Source organism: Neobacillus sp. SM06, from assembly GCF_050496765.1.
In the GTDB taxonomy this organism is placed as follows: domain Bacteria; phylum Bacillota; class Bacilli; order Bacillales; family Cytobacillaceae; genus JAEVLT01.
Window position 1 is genome coordinate 1 of sequence record NZ_JBNWEO010000011.1, and the last position, 17,153, is coordinate 17,153.

14 protein-coding genes, 3 pseudogenes, 1 riboswitch and 1 other annotated feature are annotated in these 17,153 nt (G+C 36.6%); of the genes and pseudogenes, 8 read left to right on the forward strand and 9 right to left on the reverse strand.

The window, feature by feature from the left end; all coding sequences use genetic code 11:
- Window positions 1–4: 4 nt before the first annotated feature.
- Window positions 5–112: pseudogene (locus tag ACQYAD_RS03280) on the forward strand (arsenic resistance protein); the annotation flags it as partial.
- A gap of 111 nt (window positions 113–223) precedes the next feature.
- On the opposite strand, the gene ACQYAD_RS03285 reads toward ACQYAD_RS03280, so the two are convergent.
- Together ACQYAD_RS03285 and merR are read right to left on the reverse strand one after the other, a co-directional pair.
- Complete coding sequence (locus tag ACQYAD_RS03285; protein WP_430235527.1) at window positions 224–682, reverse strand: putative iron-sulfur cluster-binding metallochaperone; 459 nt, start codon at window positions 680–682, stop codon at window positions 224–226.
- Between the two features lie 43 nt (window positions 683–725).
- Window positions 726–1,122: pseudogene (gene merR, locus ACQYAD_RS03290) on the reverse strand (Hg(II)-responsive transcriptional regulator).
- 191 nt (window positions 1,123–1,313) lie between these two features.
- On the opposite strand from merR, the gene ACQYAD_RS03295 reads away from it, so the two are divergent.
- The 3 genes from ACQYAD_RS03295 to ACQYAD_RS03305 are packed head-to-tail and all read left to right on the forward strand — an operon-like array spanning window position 1,314 to window position 2,982.
- On the forward strand, window positions 1,314–1,670 hold the full coding sequence (locus ACQYAD_RS03295) for an ArsR/SmtB family transcription factor (protein WP_042354773.1): 357 nt from the start codon (window positions 1,314–1,316) through the stop codon (window positions 1,668–1,670).
- 25 nt (window positions 1,671–1,695) lie between these two features.
- On the forward strand, window positions 1,696–2,703 hold the full coding sequence (locus ACQYAD_RS03300) for a permease (RefSeq protein ID WP_031540531.1): 1,008 nt from the start codon (window positions 1,696–1,698) through the stop codon (window positions 2,701–2,703).
- Between the two features lie 39 nt (window positions 2,704–2,742).
- Entirely contained in the window at window positions 2,743–2,982 is a 240-nt protein-coding gene (locus tag ACQYAD_RS03305; protein WP_311072218.1) for a thioredoxin family protein, read from the forward strand.
- 155 nt (window positions 2,983–3,137) lie between these two features.
- Here the strand turns inward: ACQYAD_RS03305 and ACQYAD_RS03310 are convergent, their stop codons facing one another.
- From ACQYAD_RS03310 to ACQYAD_RS03325, 4 genes are all read right to left on the reverse strand, one after another.
- Window positions 3,138–3,275, reverse strand: a complete 138-nt coding sequence (locus tag ACQYAD_RS03310) for a hypothetical protein (RefSeq protein ID WP_155986811.1) — start codon at window positions 3,273–3,275, stop codon at window positions 3,138–3,140.
- A 101-nt stretch (window positions 3,276–3,376) separates the two neighbouring features.
- Entirely contained in the window at window positions 3,377–3,745 is a 369-nt protein-coding gene (locus ACQYAD_RS03315; RefSeq protein WP_031540529.1) for a hypothetical protein, read from the reverse strand.
- 615 nt (window positions 3,746–4,360) lie between these two features.
- Window positions 4,361–6,865 carry a DUF927 domain-containing protein gene (locus ACQYAD_RS03320; RefSeq protein WP_430235532.1) on the reverse strand — a complete coding sequence of 835 codons (2,505 nt, stop codon included), beginning with the start codon at window positions 6,863–6,865 and terminating at the stop codon, window positions 4,361–4,363.
- Between the two features lie 300 nt (window positions 6,866–7,165).
- Window positions 7,166–7,438, reverse strand: coding sequence for a hypothetical protein (locus ACQYAD_RS03325; protein WP_031540527.1), 273 nt, complete (start codon window positions 7,436–7,438; stop codon window positions 7,166–7,168).
- 297 nt (window positions 7,439–7,735) lie between these two features.
- Between ACQYAD_RS03325 and ACQYAD_RS03330 the strand changes: the two genes are divergently transcribed.
- Window positions 7,736–8,668 (forward strand): hypothetical protein, encoded by a 933-nt coding sequence (locus ACQYAD_RS03330; RefSeq protein WP_065429129.1) that lies wholly within the window; start codon window positions 7,736–7,738, stop codon window positions 8,666–8,668.
- Window positions 8,669–8,749: 81 nt separating this feature from the next.
- Window positions 8,750–9,895 (forward strand): tyrosine-type recombinase/integrase, encoded by a 1,146-nt coding sequence (locus ACQYAD_RS03335; RefSeq protein ID WP_031540525.1) that lies wholly within the window; start codon window positions 8,750–8,752, stop codon window positions 9,893–9,895.
- Window positions 9,896–10,042: 147 nt separating this feature from the next.
- On the opposite strand, the gene ACQYAD_RS03340 is transcribed toward ACQYAD_RS03335, so the two are convergent.
- Window positions 10,043–10,243, reverse strand: coding sequence for a hypothetical protein (locus ACQYAD_RS03340; protein WP_430235535.1), 201 nt, complete (start codon window positions 10,241–10,243; stop codon window positions 10,043–10,045).
- Window positions 10,221–11,993, reverse strand: coding sequence for a phosphomethylpyrimidine synthase ThiC (gene thiC, locus ACQYAD_RS03345; RefSeq protein WP_430235538.1), 1,773 nt, complete (start codon window positions 11,991–11,993; stop codon window positions 10,221–10,223). Before thiC ends, ACQYAD_RS03340 begins: the two co-directional genes overlap by 23 nt.
- A 158-nt stretch (window positions 11,994–12,151) precedes the next feature.
- Window positions 12,152–12,266, reverse strand: a riboswitch (TPP riboswitch).
- Window positions 12,267–12,437: 171 nt separating this feature from the next.
- On the opposite strand from thiC, the gene ACQYAD_RS03350 reads away from it, so the two are divergent.
- On the forward strand, window positions 12,438–12,620 hold the full coding sequence (locus ACQYAD_RS03350; protein WP_430235540.1) for an H-type small acid-soluble spore protein: 183 nt from the start codon (window positions 12,438–12,440) through the stop codon (window positions 12,618–12,620).
- 95 nt (window positions 12,621–12,715) lie between these two features.
- Here the strand turns inward: ACQYAD_RS03350 and tyrS are convergent, their stop codons facing one another.
- Window positions 12,716–13,975 (reverse strand): tyrosine--tRNA ligase, encoded by a 1,260-nt coding sequence (tyrS, locus tag ACQYAD_RS03355; RefSeq protein ID WP_430235542.1) that lies wholly within the window; start codon window positions 13,973–13,975, stop codon window positions 12,716–12,718.
- A 44-nt stretch (window positions 13,976–14,019) separates the two neighbouring features.
- Window positions 14,020–14,233, reverse strand: a binding site (T-box leader).
- A gap of 177 nt (window positions 14,234–14,410) precedes the next feature.
- Here tyrS and ACQYAD_RS03360 point away from each other — a divergent pair.
- Window positions 14,411–17,121, forward strand: a pseudogene (locus ACQYAD_RS03360) (transglycosylase domain-containing protein).
- Window positions 17,122–17,153 lie beyond the last annotated feature (32 nt).

Genomic DNA, 17,153 nt, shown 5'->3' on the forward strand with positions numbered 1-17,153 from the left:
ATAACCTTTAATTGCTTTAACACTCGTTATTGGTCCTCTGTTAGAGTTGCCTATTCTTGCTATTGTTACTCAGCTTTTACTATTTATTTCCAAAGATAAACAAACATCATAATCATAAAAGCACATATCATTTTAAATAGATGTGTGCTTTATGTTTTATTACTGCATCTTGTTTTATTTGTTGAAAACGAAAGCAGTGAAAATTTATATCTAGCTCTTTTTATTAAGATATGTTTTTGATATAGGTTGTAACATTTCCCAAACAACAACTACCTTGAGGATTATTCACATCACAACCACATCGGTTTTCCTTTATGTTCTCTCGAATATGTTCTACTGGTTTAGGAGTAAGGCCTTTTTCTACGTATTCCTTTATTTTCTCTTTTGTCCAATCAAAACAATAACAAATTGGTGTAGTTACTGAGGCATCTTTTTGATGAACGACCACCTTTATGTCAGATAAAAGGTACTCTTTATTATTCGTATCAAAATAGACTACATCACAATCTTTGGTTGAACAAAAATAGTGATTTTCTTTAGCATTTAATGTTTCTAATGCAGATGGTTTAAGCATTGATTTTAATGTTATCAACTTTACATTTTTAGATCTATTTTTACAAGATGGACACTTTACAACATTTTCATTTTTAATTTCTTTAGTGTTATTACAACAATCTGACATCATTCTCCCACCTTATTATGATACATATTTTGTGCTATCTTTTCTAATTCATCAAAGTTTCAATAATAGGACATTCATGTAGAGATTTTTCATCAGGACAACAATCTTTTAAATTAATTAGCATGTGTTCGATTCTTTTTAAATCCTTAATTTTCTTTTGAACTTCATCAATTTTATGAACAACAAAATCATACATGTCACGGCACATCGTTCTCGTCTTTATCAACAACTCCAAGTAGTTTATCGATCTCGGCTAAGGAAAAACCCAAATCTTGCATTCGTTTAATAAATTGTAGGCGATCAACAGCTTTGTGGAGATACATCCTATATCCAGCTTTTGTCCGATAAGGCTCTGGAAGGAGACCTAATCTTTCGTAATATCTTATAGTCTCTTTGTTAACACCACACTTTTCTGCTAGTCCACTAATACGATAATTCATTTCATTCACCTCAAATAAATTATAAACCCTGTACCATAGTACAGGGTCAAGGGAAGTTCTATTTACTATAGTATCGACCACTTCCAACTGCTATTTTTCAATAAACCTAATTATTGTTCACAAAAAGTTAATAATAAAAAACAACAAAACTATAAAACTAGTTTTATACTTATAGTAGGAGGTTGAAACATATGCATATGGAAATACCACTTTCAACAAAAACAACTGTAAAAGATAATCAAGAAACAAAAAACATTGTAAATCAATCTGAAGAAGAACTACCATTTTTAAAAGAAAATGATAAACGAATGGAAAAAGCAGAGTTTTTCAAAGCGTTGGGGGATGAGACGCGATTAAGAATTATTGGGATGTTAGCGATTGATGACTTATGTATGTGTGAAATAGTATCTGGTTTGGATATTCCAACCTCTACTGTTTCACATCATTTGAAACTCCTAGAAAGAGGAAATGTGATTAGGTCTCGGAAAGAAGGACGTTTCACCGTCTATCGTCTGCAAAGAGAAAAGGTTCTTCCTTATTTAAGGTAAGAACAATAGAAAGAAGGAAAATATTATGGAGATATTTTCGTGGCTGAATGACCAGCTTCTCAAAATGGAATGGCTTTCTGATCTAGTCAAATTGCTTGTGCAAAGAGTTTTTCAACTTCCTATTGAAGAAAGACTCGGAGGAAGTATACATTTTTTTATCTATGACACCATTAAAATTTTTATTTTAATGACTGTTTTAATCTTTTTCATATCCTATATCCAAAGTTATTTTCCACCTGAAAGGACAAAAAAACTTTTGGGCGGGATCAAAGGGATAAAAGGAAATATTCTCGGTGCATTACTTGGAACGATTACTCCCTTCTGTAGTTGTTCCAGTATACCCATCTTTATCGGTTTTACATCTGCAGGATTACCATTAGGTGTCACTTTTTCTTTTTTAATTTCTTCACCGATGGTAGACCTTGCTTCTTTTCTTTTATTAACGTCATTCTTCGGAGTGAAAATCGCTGCCATTTACGTAATTGTTGGTTTAATCCTTGCCGTAATTGGCGGTACACTTATTGATAAATTGAATTTAGGAAATCAGGTAGAATCCTTTGTAACATCAGGACACAGCAACATAGATGGACAAATAGAAGAGTTAACTTATAAGGACAGAATCAACTATTCTGTTGAACAGGTAAAGTCCATCTATAAAAAGGTTTGGTACGCCATTCTTATTGGTGTTGGAATTGGTGCATTGATTCATAATTGGATTCCACAATCGGTTATTGAAACAGTTATCGGAGAGAACAACCCATTTGCTGTTTTAATTGCAACCCTTGTTGGCATACCTATTTATGCTGATATTTTTGGAACTTTACCAATTGCAGAAGCTTTATTTGGAAAAGGTGTAGAAATAGGAACCATCCTTTCTTTTATGATGGCCGTTACAGCTTTATCCCTGCCTTCTCTAATTATGTTAAGTAAAGTAGTGAAGCCAAAATTATTAGCTACTTTTATCGCTATATGTGCTTTAGGAATTATTATTATTGGTTACACATTTAATTCGCTGGATTTCCTATTTTCATAGGGATTACCATATTTTTCACCATATTATATTGTTAAGGAGATGCTTAAATTGATTATTAAAGTATTAGGACCCGGTTGTGCAAATTGTAAAAGATTAGCAAACAATGTAGAAGTAGCAATTGAAGAACTTGGTATAGATGCTGCTATTGAAAAAGTAACAGATTTTAAGGAAATTGCAAAATATGGGGTTATGAGTACACCTGCACTCGTTGTTGACGAACAGTTAATAGTTTCAGGAAAAGTGCCTAAATCTGAGGAAATAAAAAAGTATCTACAATAGATTTAAATAAAAGGATCGGTTATTCGTAAAAATAAACAACCGATCCTTTTTTATCCTTCTAATGAGTAAATGGTCTGGGGGAGTAATTGTGATTCTGTAATGAGCTAAGCTTACACAAGGCATAATTAACCCCCTCTTATAATGAAATCCGTTAGTCAGACGTTATCATCTAATATTTCAATAACAAATTTTGTCTCAAGCTCTTCAACAACTTGCCAATCAGAAGCAGTTGTGTCTGGTCTGATTGGATCACATTCAGAACCAGTTCCAATTTTATCAACAATAACAATCATTTTAAAACAACTCCTTAATCATAAAGTTTTCAAAACGTGTCTCTAAATCTCGCTTACTTTTTATATAAAAAGCTTTATTAATATTCCTTGTTATAAAGTCATTATCGATACTTTCCTGCTCTAATACGTATAGCCTCAATACATACATCTACTAACTTTTCATCGTTCACAGCACAAATGATTTCCGCTACCGAAACCTTATAATCATTATAAAGAGACATTCCTAAATCAACCATTCTTATGGTTGAACCTGTCAACGCAGCAGCATTATGACCACGTTCATCGTCAAAAATATCAGCAAGGGGACCACAGCTTAGATCAATATTATCCTTACAAAAACATTTAAATACTTCGGGGTATGAAGCGATATAAATATTTGCTTCATACTCTAAATCTTTACCGTGGCTTAAAGCATATAATTGCATCAGCCATTTATAATTTTCTAAATGTTCATCGTTAGCAAAATACATATTATTCCCCTTCCTTTATTCAAAAATAAGATAACTACTACCGACAACAAAAATATCAATTCATTTCTTCTATATAAAAATGACTTTGCTACAATTCTATTAATTATCCACAAACTACCATTACACTTTCTCTGGGAATAATTAAAATTCACTATTGAGTACACAAAAGTACACAGTCATTTATTATTTTAGTATTATGAAACCCTTTTGTTACAGTCTTTCTTCGTCAAAGTACAGAAAGTACCCAGAGTACTCTAATTTAATTATCACTCTACTAAATAAAAAAATATTATTTTATTAGAACATTTTCCGGAGAATTACATGTACATTATTATTTAGAGTACTTTGAGTACTTTGAGTACCAATATGTTTAAATACTTTATTTATCAACATCTATTGCAGTACACAGAATCTAACTTTGTTGAATCATTTGCGTACTTTGGGTACTGCAAGGATTTTCAATTGTAAAATCAAACCCTAACTCCTTAATACAAGACGGATTCAAAACAACTGCAGTGAATTTATTATTACCATGCTTGATTTGTTTATAATCAACAACTTTTTCATTTCGTGTAAACTGTTGGGTATACCCTCTCTTTGCCCACTCACGCCTAATCATTTTTTCTTCATGCTAAGAAATTTCTTTAAGAAACTTGGCATCAAGCAAATCGTGTTGTGATGATAAACGGCCTTTATATCATTAGGTAGATTATCATAATAGATATCATTTCTTGTACTATCTAACTCATATAACATTTGTTCAAGTATCTCTTTAGGCTTATCCAGTGCATGATTTTCCTTTGCTATTTCATCAAAAAGGCAGACTAGTGTATTTAAATCTATATCAAAATTAAAACCTTTATTTAAAACTGAACCTGTAAAATGAACAGATGCATAGTATAGACTTAACCTTGTTAAAACTTCGTTATCCTTCGATTTTTTCATATATAATTCTTTGAATTTATAAAACTCGCGAATGAAAATGTTCCTTTTCTCCCGCCAATATTTTATAAATTCAACACCAATAGCCCCATGATTTTCGTTCATTGCCTTATATATATCCGAAAAAAATTGATGATCGACTTTAACAAACGGTTGATCTACAATTGAGATAATCCTTGCCGCCGCACCCCCCGCCTTTGCAGCGTAATCCGCTAAGGAAACTTCACCAGTACTTATCAAAATATTGTTCCAAGTCGCTTCTCTTTGTGATCCCTTTAGACTTCCTCTACCTTTAGAGCGACCACCGCTAAACATATAAATAACTGATTGTAATATTCGTTCATCAGCCTTTCGAGTATCGTCCATAAATAAAGGAAAACTATTTAAGAACCCAGCCTTACGCTCTATGGAAACTCTGGTTGCATTCCATTCGTTTATTAAGCTCTCACTGCCCCAAACACTTCTAGCAACCTGTAAGGATGTTGACTTCCCCTGTGAAGTTGGCCCGGATAGGTCTATAATAAAAGGACTTACTTCTAAATCGTGTAAAATAACTGATGCAAAAGAAGCCAAAACAATAAATAGCACTTTGGGGTACGCCTTAATTCGATCCAATACTTCATTTTTCCAAGTTTCTGGAGTCCCTTTTATTTCGAACCCTTCAAGTAACTGGCGTTCTCCAATGTCGTTAGGTACAATCTCCACACCACAAGACTCTAATGGATGAATAAAGTTATTCTTAATACGGCCTAACCTCTCAACCATATGGCAATGTTCCAACCCATTGAATGATAAATACTTATCAAAATAGTTAATCAAATCTTTGTAATTTATATCGTTTACAGAAAAACCTTTATCTGCTAATGTTAGTAGTTCTTTTCTAGTGGATAGAGTACTGGCCGGTACAATTTCATGTTTTTCTTGCCCCCGATTCATCCACGTTATCTCATAATGAACGCTGTTTCTTTCGATATTTGAAAACTCTTTTATTATCTTTGGAGCCATACGTGAAACTATTACCTCTTCTTCAACTTCCACCCCTTTTACTTTTCTGGTCACAGTCTTAAATAGCTTGTTACCAGCTATGAAATAAGGTAATGGGACCATTGTATTGGAAGAATGTGCATCAGCGATATTATTTTTCATTCCGATTGCGATAGGACTGTTAATGATATTAGAATATTTACAACCGTTACATACACCAAACTCTTCGTTAATTGAACTGCAGGTTCTTGGTTTCATTTTTGAGCGAATTTCTGTTATTTTTCGATTCGTTTCACTTTCTGTGTAACTTGGATGTCCCACACTCCATTCATGACAAATCTTTTCATAACTTTCACAATAAGCGCCGATTGAAAGTGCAGCCATCCATTCGGAATATGTAGCACTCTCTTTGTTATCTAAGTAAGATTGAATGAAATTACAACCTTCTATAATGGGTTTAACTTTTGCATCTGGCAGTTGAGGCTTTCTATCTTTTATCCCATGATTGTTATTTGAAGGGTTTTTTATTTCCAATTCTTCGATTGCATTGCGCAATTCCATTAATGAATAGCGGTGATCAGACATTTTCAAGGTGCTTACTAACTTCGGTTGTTCCTTACGATTATATGTACCCGGAACCCTCAAAACCCTTGCTAAGTCACTTGTATTATCAATGTGAAGTCCTTTTTCTTTTGCTAATCGAATGAATACTGATTGAAATCTCTTCAGCATTCTATCAGCACTTTCACGATCATTTTCCGTTAATATACGTACTGCTTCATCAAACAACCAATAACAATGCCATCCACCACCACTATTAATCATAATAGACGGCTCTAAAGGAAATGTATCTAATATAACTTTTGCTTCTTGTTCATTTGGAAGGTTCTTAGCTGCATGTTTTCCACCCTTTATATCAATTTCCACCCACACACCGGGTAAATATAAAATATCCGTGTTTCTACCTCTCTCATACTTACCAAGTCGTTCTTTTCGTAAACCCACACCAATATATACGTTATATTCCTTAGCTAACATCGTTGAATCAAAAGCAGCTGTTTCTATTTCCTTAACTTCATACCATTTAGTTTCTTTATTTTCAGAAGTCCACAAAGAAAGAAAACCATTATTAATTTTGCCATATAAAGCATTAAAAAAATCACTTGCTAGTTTTATGCTTTGGCTTTCATTCATAATATCACCATCATTTCGTACAGTATTAATTGTTAAAATCTACTTAAATTTTCTAGATCAAAATTATGGTCTTTTGATATATTGGTAGTGTATTAATTTTTAAAAATCAATGTTGGAGCATTGAATTCGACCTTTGTAATAATCTGTTGTTCTGCTTGATTACAATTAATTAAATTCGGTTAAAAACTTAGTTTATTTTTCAGTATAAATGGTTGAAACTAGCAAATAGATTAAGCGTCTGTCCACTACTATTTTTTTATTTATCTATTTACCTCTATAACTAGTTGTCTATACTTCTTTTTACCATTCGTTCATAATTTCTCTTATCACACGTTTCGATTCTTCATAAAACCAGTACCTCTTACCTTTTTCTTTTCTTCTTTCCAATAATTTCATTCGTGGATCACGTAAAAACTCAACTTCTAAGGTTGATCTACTCATACATGTTCGTTTAGACATTTGATCAACATCCCAAATAAATAACGCTTCTTCTATAGACTCTTCTAGTTTTTGATTAATATAATTTCTAACCTCATCTTGATTAACATCAACTTTTATCTGTGCCATTTGCATGTAATCTTCCTCCGCTTTTTGTTTTTTTGTTAAAACAAATTATTTCTCCATTTTCTCGTAAAACTTTAAATGGACTTAATTTGTTTCATATTCGTAAGTTAATATAGTTTGTTTAACATTCTGATTGATTTTTAATGCATTCGTTAATTATTAAACAAACAAATCAAACTTTTGTTAAACTTATAATAACAACACTTTGTTTTATCAGGCAAAAAATAACCCTCGGAAATTTTTCAAACATTTAAAGTTGCTATTTTTATATCAATATTAGATAATAATTATCAAAGAGGTGGGGATATGAATTATGCAGATTTATTAAGATGTTATATTAAAAAATCAAGATTAACTTTAGATGAAATATCATTAAAACTTAGACAACAAGGAATAGCAGCAACAAAACCTTATTTAAGTAAACTTCAAAATGGAAAAACCCCTCCAGCAAGTGATAAATTGAATCAGGCACTTGCAGAAATCACAGATGGAGATGCCAAAAAGTTACAGTGGGCCTCATTTGTTGAAAAGGCGCCAGAAGATGTTAAAAGGTTCTTTACTTTAGTAGAAAATCCATTAATGTTTTCTCTATTAAAAGTAGAAGAAAAATTCCCCGGATTTTTAGAGGGTAAATATAAAGGTAGTAATCTTACCAAAGAGATTATGTATTCCGAAGAGTTTAAGCAGTTTTACGATTTATTTGGAGCTTTTATTGAAGGCATAGAAAAAGAGAATCAAAACCCTATATCAAAAGAGGAATATGAGGAAATATATAAAGAAGAACCACCATTAGAAAAGGGAAAAGTTATTCAAATTAATCTATATGAGGCTTATCTAGATCATGCTAAGAAAACTATAAATAAAACTCCTGACCAACTACTAGATGATGTTACATTCTTTAATGTATATACAGAAGCCTTTCATGCCCTTGAATTAAGATTAGACCAAATAATAGCAAACTCTATAATAAGAAACGGTGCTGAACCTGAATGGGCTACAGAATACATTGAAGGTCTTTCATTAAGAGAAAAGCTTGAGTCTGATCTAAAAATACATTTAGGTTATGATATTACTGCTGAATCATTTTATACGGATTTAGTGAACATTATTAAACTAAGGAAGCAACCTGCTAACCCTTTAGCTAAAACAGAAAAAAAGACCGCAGAAAACATAATAAATATAATTGAAAATGCTATTAAAGCCATTAATCTAAAAGTTAATGAAAATGGTTTTGAATGACATTATTAAATTTTAGGAGGTGATGCCGTTTAATATCAATCCCCCATAAGCGTCTGTCCACGTTTGAAAGGGAAGATATTCATGAAAAAATACAAGTCCAAAAAAGATAATGATTTATACTATTACTTTAATGTTAAAAATGAAAAATTATGGGGATACCGTTATCGATATTATGATGCTCTCGGAAAAAGGAGAGAAAAGTCTCAACAGGGATTAAAGTCCGAAAAAGTTGCATACCGTGCCTTACTTGAAGTAAAGGCTAGTATTCTCAATGGTGAAGTAAAGCAAGTGGAGAATTCGAATTTAACAGTCTCAGAGTGGCTGGATATTTGGTTTGAAACTCATAAAAATGACTGGGAAATTACAACACAATTGCAACGAGAAAATGCTATTAAATATCAAATGAAGCCGATGCTTGGAAAATATAAGTTAGCCGAATTAGACAAGACCACCTATAAACGAGTATATATTAATAAACTTTTGGATTATTATGAACCTAGTACAGTACAATTATTTCATCGGCTCTTTAAGGTTGCGATTAACGCAGCAGTGGATGATGAAATTATTCCACGCAATCGTTTCAAGAAAATAACCATTCCAGTTGAAGAGGTAAACGATAACTTTCTCACAGCTAAGGAATTGAATGAATTTCTTAAAGCTGCTAAGGAATTAGAGAATATTACTAATTACACACTCATCTTACTTTTAGCATATACAGGTGTGAGGAAAGGTGAAGCTTTAGGGTTAAAGTGGAATAATATAGACTTAGAAAATAATAAAATTACCGTTGAACGTACTAGAGATAAAAAAGGGGCCCGTACTCCTAAAACGAAAAATAGTTACCGGACTATCAGAGTTGATAATATTTTAGTAAGCCAATTAAAACTGTACCGTACTTGGTGCAAGATGACAAAGCTATCATTCGGTAAACACATTTCAGACGATGACTTTGTTTTTATCTCATATCAATCTGGTACTCCAACCGGAGAAAACACATTAAAATATAGTTTTGACCGAATCATCAAAAAAACGAAGTTAAAACGAATTACTCCACATGGATTACGTCATACCCATGCAACTATTTTGATTAGCCAGAAACAACCTGTTAATGTTATTGCTGATCGGTTAGGTAATACACCCCAAATGATTTGGGATACTTACGGTCACATCTTTAAAGAGATGGAAGAAGAATCAGTTATTGCATTCAGCCAAGCATTACATTTCTAATATTGGGGGAGGTTTTGGGGGAGGTTTTCAATATAACCGCCTCAAGCCTTGAAAACACTAGGGTTTGTAGGACTATTGAGTTCTACTCTCGTTAAGAACCAACCAAAACCCCGCACCGCAAATGGTACGGGGTTTTTTTTTTTGGGATTAATAGTAGGTACTTTCGGATAAACCGCATTTTTGGCACACACGCATAACCGATGTTTCGACAAAAACATGCTTGCAGTTAGACTGGATCGTTTCGAGCTCCCCTTGCAATTGTTGGAGCTTTTTCTTTATTGCAAGGATTTCCTCTTTTAGTCTTTCGATTTCATTGGATTGCATTTTAGCGATAGATTCTTGATCCATCGTTAACAAACTCCTCTGCTTTTTGTTTCATTCCTTCTTGAATGGTTGCTTCATTTACCGGGTTCTCAACAGCCATCCCGCGAATATCGTGGGAAATTCGCATGGAACAAAATTTCGGACCGCACATGGAGCAAAAATGTGCTGTTTTGGCACCTTCAGCCGGCAAGGTTTCATCATGAAATTCTCTTGCCCGTTCAGGGTCAAGCGAAAGATTAAATTGATCATTCCATCTAAATTCAAATCGTGCTTTTGACAAAGCATTGTCCCTGATTTGGGCACCTGGATGACCTTTCGCCAAATCTGCAGCATGGGCAGCAATTTTATAGGTGATGACCCCTTCACGAACATCTTCTTTATTCGGCAAGCCAAGATGCTCTTTCGGGGTTACATAACAAAGCATTGCTGTTCCGAACCAGCCGATCATCGCCGCACCAATCGCTGATGTAATGTGGTCATAGCCTGGTGCGATATCGGTTGTTAAGGGCCCTAATGTATAAAACGGTGCTTCATCGCAAATTTCCATTTGCTTATCAACATTTTCTTTAATCATGTGCATTGGCACATGACCAGGACCTTCAATCATCACTTGAACATCCTGTTTCCAGGCGATTTTTGTTAATTCTCCCAATGTTTCAAGTTCGGCAAACTGCGCCTCATCATTAGCATCTGCAATACTGCCCGGGCGCAGACCATCACCGAGGGAAACTGAAATATCGTATTGCTTTAAAATTTCACAGATTTCTTCGAAGTGAGTATAGAGGAAATTTTCTTTATGATGGGCCAGGCACCATTGAGCCATGATGGAACCACCGCGCGAAACAATTCCCGTTGTCCTTGCAGCTGTTAATGGAATGTACCTTAGTAAAACACCGGCATGGATCGTAAAATAATCTACTCCTTGTTCCGCTTGTTCGATTAGCGTATCGCGATAAACTTCCCATGTTAAATCTTCTGCAATTCCATTGACTTTTTCAAGCGCCTGATAAATCGGCACCGTTCCGACCGGCACCGGGGAATTGCGAATAATCCATTCTCTTGTTGTGTGGATATTCTTTCCTGTCGATAAATCCATAATGGTATCAGCGCCCCAGCGGGTTGCCCAAGTCATTTTCTCGATTTCTTCATCAATAGAAGAACTGACAGCGGAGTTTCCGATGTTGGCATTGATTTTCACATGGAAATTTTTCCCTATAATCATTGGTTCGCTTTCCGGATGGTTAATATTTGCCGGAATAATCGCCCTGCCTCTGGCAACCTCCTTGCGGACAAATTCCGGATCCAAATTTTCCCGAATGGCGATAAACTCCATCTCTGGTGTAACTATTCCTTGTTTTGCATAATGCATTTGCGTAACATTGCGGCCAGGCTTTGCCCGTAAAGGTGTTTTATTGATCGTTGGAAATTGTTCGAGATTTGCTTTATTCTCACCTTCACGATATCCATTGTCACTCGCTTTGATTTCCCGTCCATGGTAGGCTTCAACATCACCGCGCTCTAAGATCCATTTTCCCCTTAATGCCGGCAGTCCTTGGCGAATATCAATGGTAAACTGCTCATCTGTGTAAGGCCCGCTTGTATCATACACACGTACTGGAGCATTTTCTTCTTCACCAAAAGAAGTGCGGGTTCGGCTAACGGAAATTTCTCTCATTGGCACTTGAATATCTTCTCTCGAACCTTGGATATACACCTTCTTACTCCCAGTAAATTGCGACTTCAATTCGATGTTCATTGCTTTTTCCTTTTGCATGTAACTTCCTCCTTAAAATATTGATTTGATCTGGAAGATACAGCATCGTTCATTCCGCGATAAACGAAAGAATTGAATGAAAACAAAAAAGGTTCTGTTTGCACAGAACCTGAGTCATCATCAAAAAAGTAGCAGCTTGCTGTAAAAGGCAACAGCCATTGCTTTAGTCACTACTTCCCTACGCTGGCATCATCCAGATCAGGTTCAAAGGGTCAAAGAATTTAGTGCCTTCTTTTCTCAGTCCGAGCATTACGGACTCCCCTAGTAGAAAGATAGAATAGTAATTTTGTTCTTTATTAAAATACCATACTTTTCAAAAAAATAAAAGGATTTCGTACTTGAATTGTACCCAACAGCGAATAATCTGCAAAAAAAATTAAATCCAGAATAGAGAAACATTTTGGAGCCATACTACTGATGGACAATAAAAAGGAGGAAAGAAATATGGACAAAAATCGGGCAAAACAGATTTTCGACTCCCCAAATATGATAAAAGTAACGTATGAAGGAAAACCGGTTTACATTCAGCATGTGAACGAAGATCATACAGCAAGGGTTTATCCCCTCGATCATCCAGACAAAGAACAAAACGTACCGGTTAGCAGTTTAGTTGAGCAAGGCCGTTAAAGAGCCATTGCAACGAACAATTTCATTTTAGCCATTAGAAAAGGCCATTTCGTGATGAATTTGGCCTTTTCTTTTTTACAAAAACGTATTCCTTTCTAATATTTAATTAGAAAATACTTCTTTTTCCCCCGGCGAATGATTGTAAATTGTCCTTCAATTCGGTCGCTTTCACCCAAAGTATAGGTCGGATCCGTTACCCGTTCCCCATTTACAGACACTGCTCCATTGCTAACATCTTCACGAGCCTGGCGCTTCGATGGAGAAATTTTGGCAGCTACCAGCACCTCAACAAGATTTACATCCATACCAGTCTTTACTTCAAATGAAGGCACATCCTTGAAACCTTGTTTAATCTCAGCAGCGGATAGCTCTTTTACATCACCACTGAACAGGGCGGCTGAAATTTTCATTGCTTGGTGAAGTGCTGCCTCGCCATGAATTTGCCGGGTCATTTCTTCTGCCAGCGTCTTTTGCGCTTTGCGAAGATGCGGCTCTTCTTGGACACTCTTTTCCAGTTGTTCAATCTCTTCATGGGAAAGGAACGTAAACAGCTTCAAATATTTCACCACATCAGCATCAGCGGTGTTGATCCAGAACTGATAAAACTCGTAAGGAGTCGTTTTTTCCGGATCAAGCCATACAGCTCCGCCCTCTGTTTTGCCAAATTTCGTTCCATCTGCTTTTGTGACAAGCGGAATGGTTAACCCATACGCTTTCGAACCTTCCGGATGCATTTTTCTGATCAGTTCCAGTCCGGATGTGATATTGCCCCATTGATCACTCCCGCCAATCTGGAGTTTACAATCATGATCCTCATACAAATGCAGAAAATCCATTGCCTGCAAAATGGTGTAGGTAAATTCCGTAAATGAAATCCCTGTTTCCAAACGCGATGCAATTGTGTCTTTCGCCAGCATATAATTGACCCCAATATGCTTGCCAATATCGCGTAAAAACGTAACGATATCCATGGAACCGGCCCAATCGTAATTATTCACCAGAATTGCGCCATTCTCGCCTTCAAACTCAAAAATGGCAGCAAGCTGTTTTTTAATTCCCTCAACATTTTGCTGAACCGTTTCCAGTGTTAACAGCTTTCGTTCTTCGCTTTTTCCACTCGGATCCCCAATCAGCCCGGTTGCCCCGCCGACAAGTACAATCGGACGGTGGCCATACATTTGAAACCTACGGAGTGTGAAAAAGGCAACTAAATGCCCGATATGCAAACTGTCGGCCGTTGGATCAACCCCACAATACAGCGAAATTTTTTCCTTTTTCAGGAGATCCTTCAAACTCTCCTCATCGGTTTGCTGATAAATAATCCCTCTCCATGCTAAATCCTGCAATAACTCCACGTCTGTCAACCTCCAATCAAAAATAAAACGTCCCTGCAACATTTTGCAGGGACGCTAAAAACGCGCGGTACCACCCGGCTTGAGGAAAATCCTCCACCTTGAAAAATAACGGTTATAACCGTTCACCGCTACTCTTACATTCACGGCAAAAGCTCCAGGATGTAATTCGTTCTTCTATTTGTACCAGCTTTCACCAGCCGCCGGTTCTCTAAAAACAGGGACAGAAGAACTACCGTTGATTCCCTTCACAGCATGATATTAAATTAACTATAGCATATTTTTTATCATATTTGTAATCCCCCTGTCAAATAAGACATGAAAGTTTCAGAATAATGCAGAAAGATGTCAAATTTTCTGTTTCGGGTATGCTATAATAATGATGATTTTAGGGGGTGCTGCTTAATCGAGACGATACATTTATGGGTAAAAAAAGCAATGGCGGCTATAAGCCGGCTGAACAGCCAAAAAATACAGAAAAATGCTCGGATAACGTATCAGGTCGTTTGGAATCTTATTCTACTTTTTCTTATTGTCCTAATTCTTGGCGGTTCTTTTGCCACAGGCGTTGGTGCAGGGTATTTTGCTTCCCTCGTTCAGAATGAACCGATCCACTCTTATGAAAGCATGAAAAAAGATATTTATAATTATACCGAAACATCTGATTTATATTTTGCCGATAACATGTATTTAGGAAAGCTCCGATCTGACCTTGAACGTGAAGAAGTAAAGCTTGATCAAGTATCCGATGATTTGATTCATGCCATTGTCGCCACAGAGGATGAATATTTTTATCAGCACAACGGAGTCGTTCCAAAGTCAATTTTCAGAGCGGTTGTACAAGAGATAACCAATTCTTCTGTTCAAACAGGCGGCAGTACATTAACACAGCAATTAATTAAAAATCAAATTTTATCAAATGAAGTGTCCTTTCAGCGGAAAGCAAATGAAATTCTGCTTGCCCTTCGGCTTGAGAAATTTTTTAGCAAAAAGCAAATTCTTGAAGCATATTTAAATGTTTCAACTTTTGGAAGAAATGCTTCTGGCCGAAATATTGCTGGCGTACAGGCAGCAGCAAAGGGGATTTTTGGCAAAAACGCGAAGGAGATCACTTTGCCGGAGGCTGCTTTTATTGCCGGACTGCCGCAAAGCCCATTCGGTTACACACCATTTACGCGGGACGGAAAAATAAAGAACAATCTCAAGCCCGGGATTGATAGAATGAAAACCGTATTGAAAAGAATGTACGACAGCGGTTACATCGATAAAAAGCAATACGCAGAAGCTGCTGCATACGATATTACAAAAGATTTCACAAAACCAGCAGAGAATCCGGTGGAGAAATATCCATGGTTGACATTCGAAATTGAAAAACGGGCCATTCAAGCTCTTGCTACGGTGCTGGCCCAGAAAGACGGTGTTTCAGAAGAAACAGTAAATAAAGATAAAGATATCCAAAACAAGTACCTTGCTTTAGCCAATCGGAATTTGCGGCAAAAAGGGTACGAAATTCATACAACAATCGATAAATCGATTTATGATGCAATGCAGCAAGCAAAAGACCAGTACAAATCATACGGTCCTGATAAACCGCAAACAGTGAAAGACTCGGAAACAGGCGAAAATAAAACGATCATGCAGCCTGTTGAAGTGGGCGCAATGTTGATTGAAAATAAAACGGGAAAAATTCTCAGTTTTGTCGGGGGAAGAGATTATAACCGGCAACAATTGAACCATGCAACAAGCTCCATCCGGCAAAATGGGTCAACGATGAAGCCGCTGCTCGTCTATGCACCGGCATTTGAACTGGGCAAAGCATCGCCGGGTTCTGTCCTCCCCGATGTTGCTTTAAAACTTAACCCAGGAAACCCAAATAGTCCTTGGCCGCATAACTATGATAAACGTTACAGCGGGTTGGTCTCAGCACGATACGCGTTGACAAAATCGTATAATGTCCCGGCCGTTAAGTTGTATAAAGACATCATTGATCAATCACCGGCAAAATACTTGGAAAAAATGGGATTTACCTCGCTTGCGAAAGATGATTTTACCAACCTTGCAGCTGCGATCGGTTCCATTAAAAATGGGGTGACCGTTGAAGAAAACACAAACGCCTTTACAACGTTTGCCAACGGCGGAAAATTTATCGATGCCTATTTAATCGATAAGATTATTGATAAACAGGGAAATGTGGTTTACCAGCATAAGGGAAAACCAGTTGATGTGTTCAGCCCACAAACAGCATTTTTGACCCTTGATATGATGCGGGATGTTGTCAAAAAAGGAACTGCAGCCGGAATTAATTCAAAAGTAAACTTTCAAGCCGATTGGGCAGGGAAAACAGGTACGGGGACAGATTATATTGATTCCTGGTTTGTCGCTACCAACCCCAATATTACATTTGGGATTTGGACAGGCTATGATACGCCAAAATCATTGCAAGCACATGGCAATTTAACTTACAGCCAACGAACGAATAATTTATGGGCAGCGCTGATCAACTCAGCATATGCCGCCAAGCCGGGAGTGATCGCACCGAAACAGCAGTCTAAAATGCCGGATGGGATCGTTAGAAATCTTATTGTGCTGTATCCGGGCTGCTTCCTTCAGAAGCCTGCTCCAGTGCAGGATTCGTTAGAAGTGACTATTTCAATGCAAAATTTGCACCAACAAAAGTGGACGACAGTTTAATCAATGGAAAATATGTAGAAATTGGCGGAAAAAAATATATAGCCAACAGCTCTACCCCAGATGATTTTGCCCAACAGGGAGTCATCCTCAATCCAGATTTTATCAAAAGGCTTGTTGGGCCTGATTTCAAAGATTACAGTCAACTGATTCCAAAAACGGGTGGGTGGGATAAAGTCCTTATCCCCGATGCGGAGCTGAAAGAAAATGGCAAAGCACCTGATCCGGTCAACTTAACTGCTACCGGTACCACGATTGCTTGGGCTCCAGTTGCGGATAGCGACATCATCGGGTACCGAGTGTACAAAATGGCTGCAATCCCCGAAAAAGTTGCCAGCATTAAAAATGGCACTCCCCTTTCTTTCACAGTAGCTGAAGGAGCCTACTATGTGACAGCGGTTGATATTACCGGTAATGAATCCGTTCCATCCAATGTCGTTCAAATCGGCATCGCTCCATAGTTTGACCAAAACAAAAAGACCGGCAACCCGGT

What these genes read in the sequence shown, in the direction of transcription:
- ACQYAD_RS03285 (WP_430235527.1), bottom strand. Translation starts at nt 682, where the DNA reads ATGTCAGATTGTTGTAATAACACTAAAGAAATTAAAAATGAAAATGTT.
- ACQYAD_RS03295 (WP_042354773.1), top strand. Translation starts at nt 1,314, where the DNA reads ATGCATATGGAAATACCACTTTCAACAAAAACAACTGTAAAAGATAAT.
- ACQYAD_RS03300 (WP_031540531.1), top strand. Translation starts at nt 1,696, where the DNA reads ATGGAGATATTTTCGTGGCTGAATGACCAGCTTCTCAAAATGGAATGG.
- ACQYAD_RS03305 (WP_311072218.1), top strand. Translation starts at nt 2,743, where the DNA reads ATGCTTAAATTGATTATTAAAGTATTAGGACCCGGTTGTGCAAATTGT.
- ACQYAD_RS03310 (WP_155986811.1), bottom strand. Translation starts at nt 3,275, where the DNA reads ATGATTGTTATTGTTGATAAAATTGGAACTGGTTCTGAATGTGATCCA.
- ACQYAD_RS03315 (WP_031540529.1), bottom strand. Translation starts at nt 3,745, where the DNA reads ATGTATTTTGCTAACGATGAACATTTAGAAAATTATAAATGGCTGATG.
- ACQYAD_RS03320 (WP_430235532.1), bottom strand. Translation starts at nt 6,865, where the DNA reads ATGAATGAAAGCCAAAGCATAAAACTAGCAAGTGATTTTTTTAATGCT.
- ACQYAD_RS03325 (WP_031540527.1), bottom strand. Translation starts at nt 7,438, where the DNA reads ATGCAAATGGCACAGATAAAAGTTGATGTTAATCAAGATGAGGTTAGA.
- ACQYAD_RS03330 (WP_065429129.1), top strand. Translation starts at nt 7,736, where the DNA reads ATGAATTATGCAGATTTATTAAGATGTTATATTAAAAAATCAAGATTA.
- ACQYAD_RS03335 (WP_031540525.1), top strand. Translation starts at nt 8,750, where the DNA reads ATGAAAAAATACAAGTCCAAAAAAGATAATGATTTATACTATTACTTT.
- ACQYAD_RS03340 (WP_430235535.1), bottom strand. Translation starts at nt 10,243, where the DNA reads ATGGATCAAGAATCTATCGCTAAAATGCAATCCAATGAAATCGAAAGA.
- thiC (WP_430235538.1), bottom strand. Translation starts at nt 11,993, where the DNA reads ATGCAAAAGGAAAAAGCAATGAACATCGAATTGAAGTCGCAATTTACT.
- ACQYAD_RS03350 (WP_430235540.1), top strand. Translation starts at nt 12,438, where the DNA reads ATGGACAAAAATCGGGCAAAACAGATTTTCGACTCCCCAAATATGATA.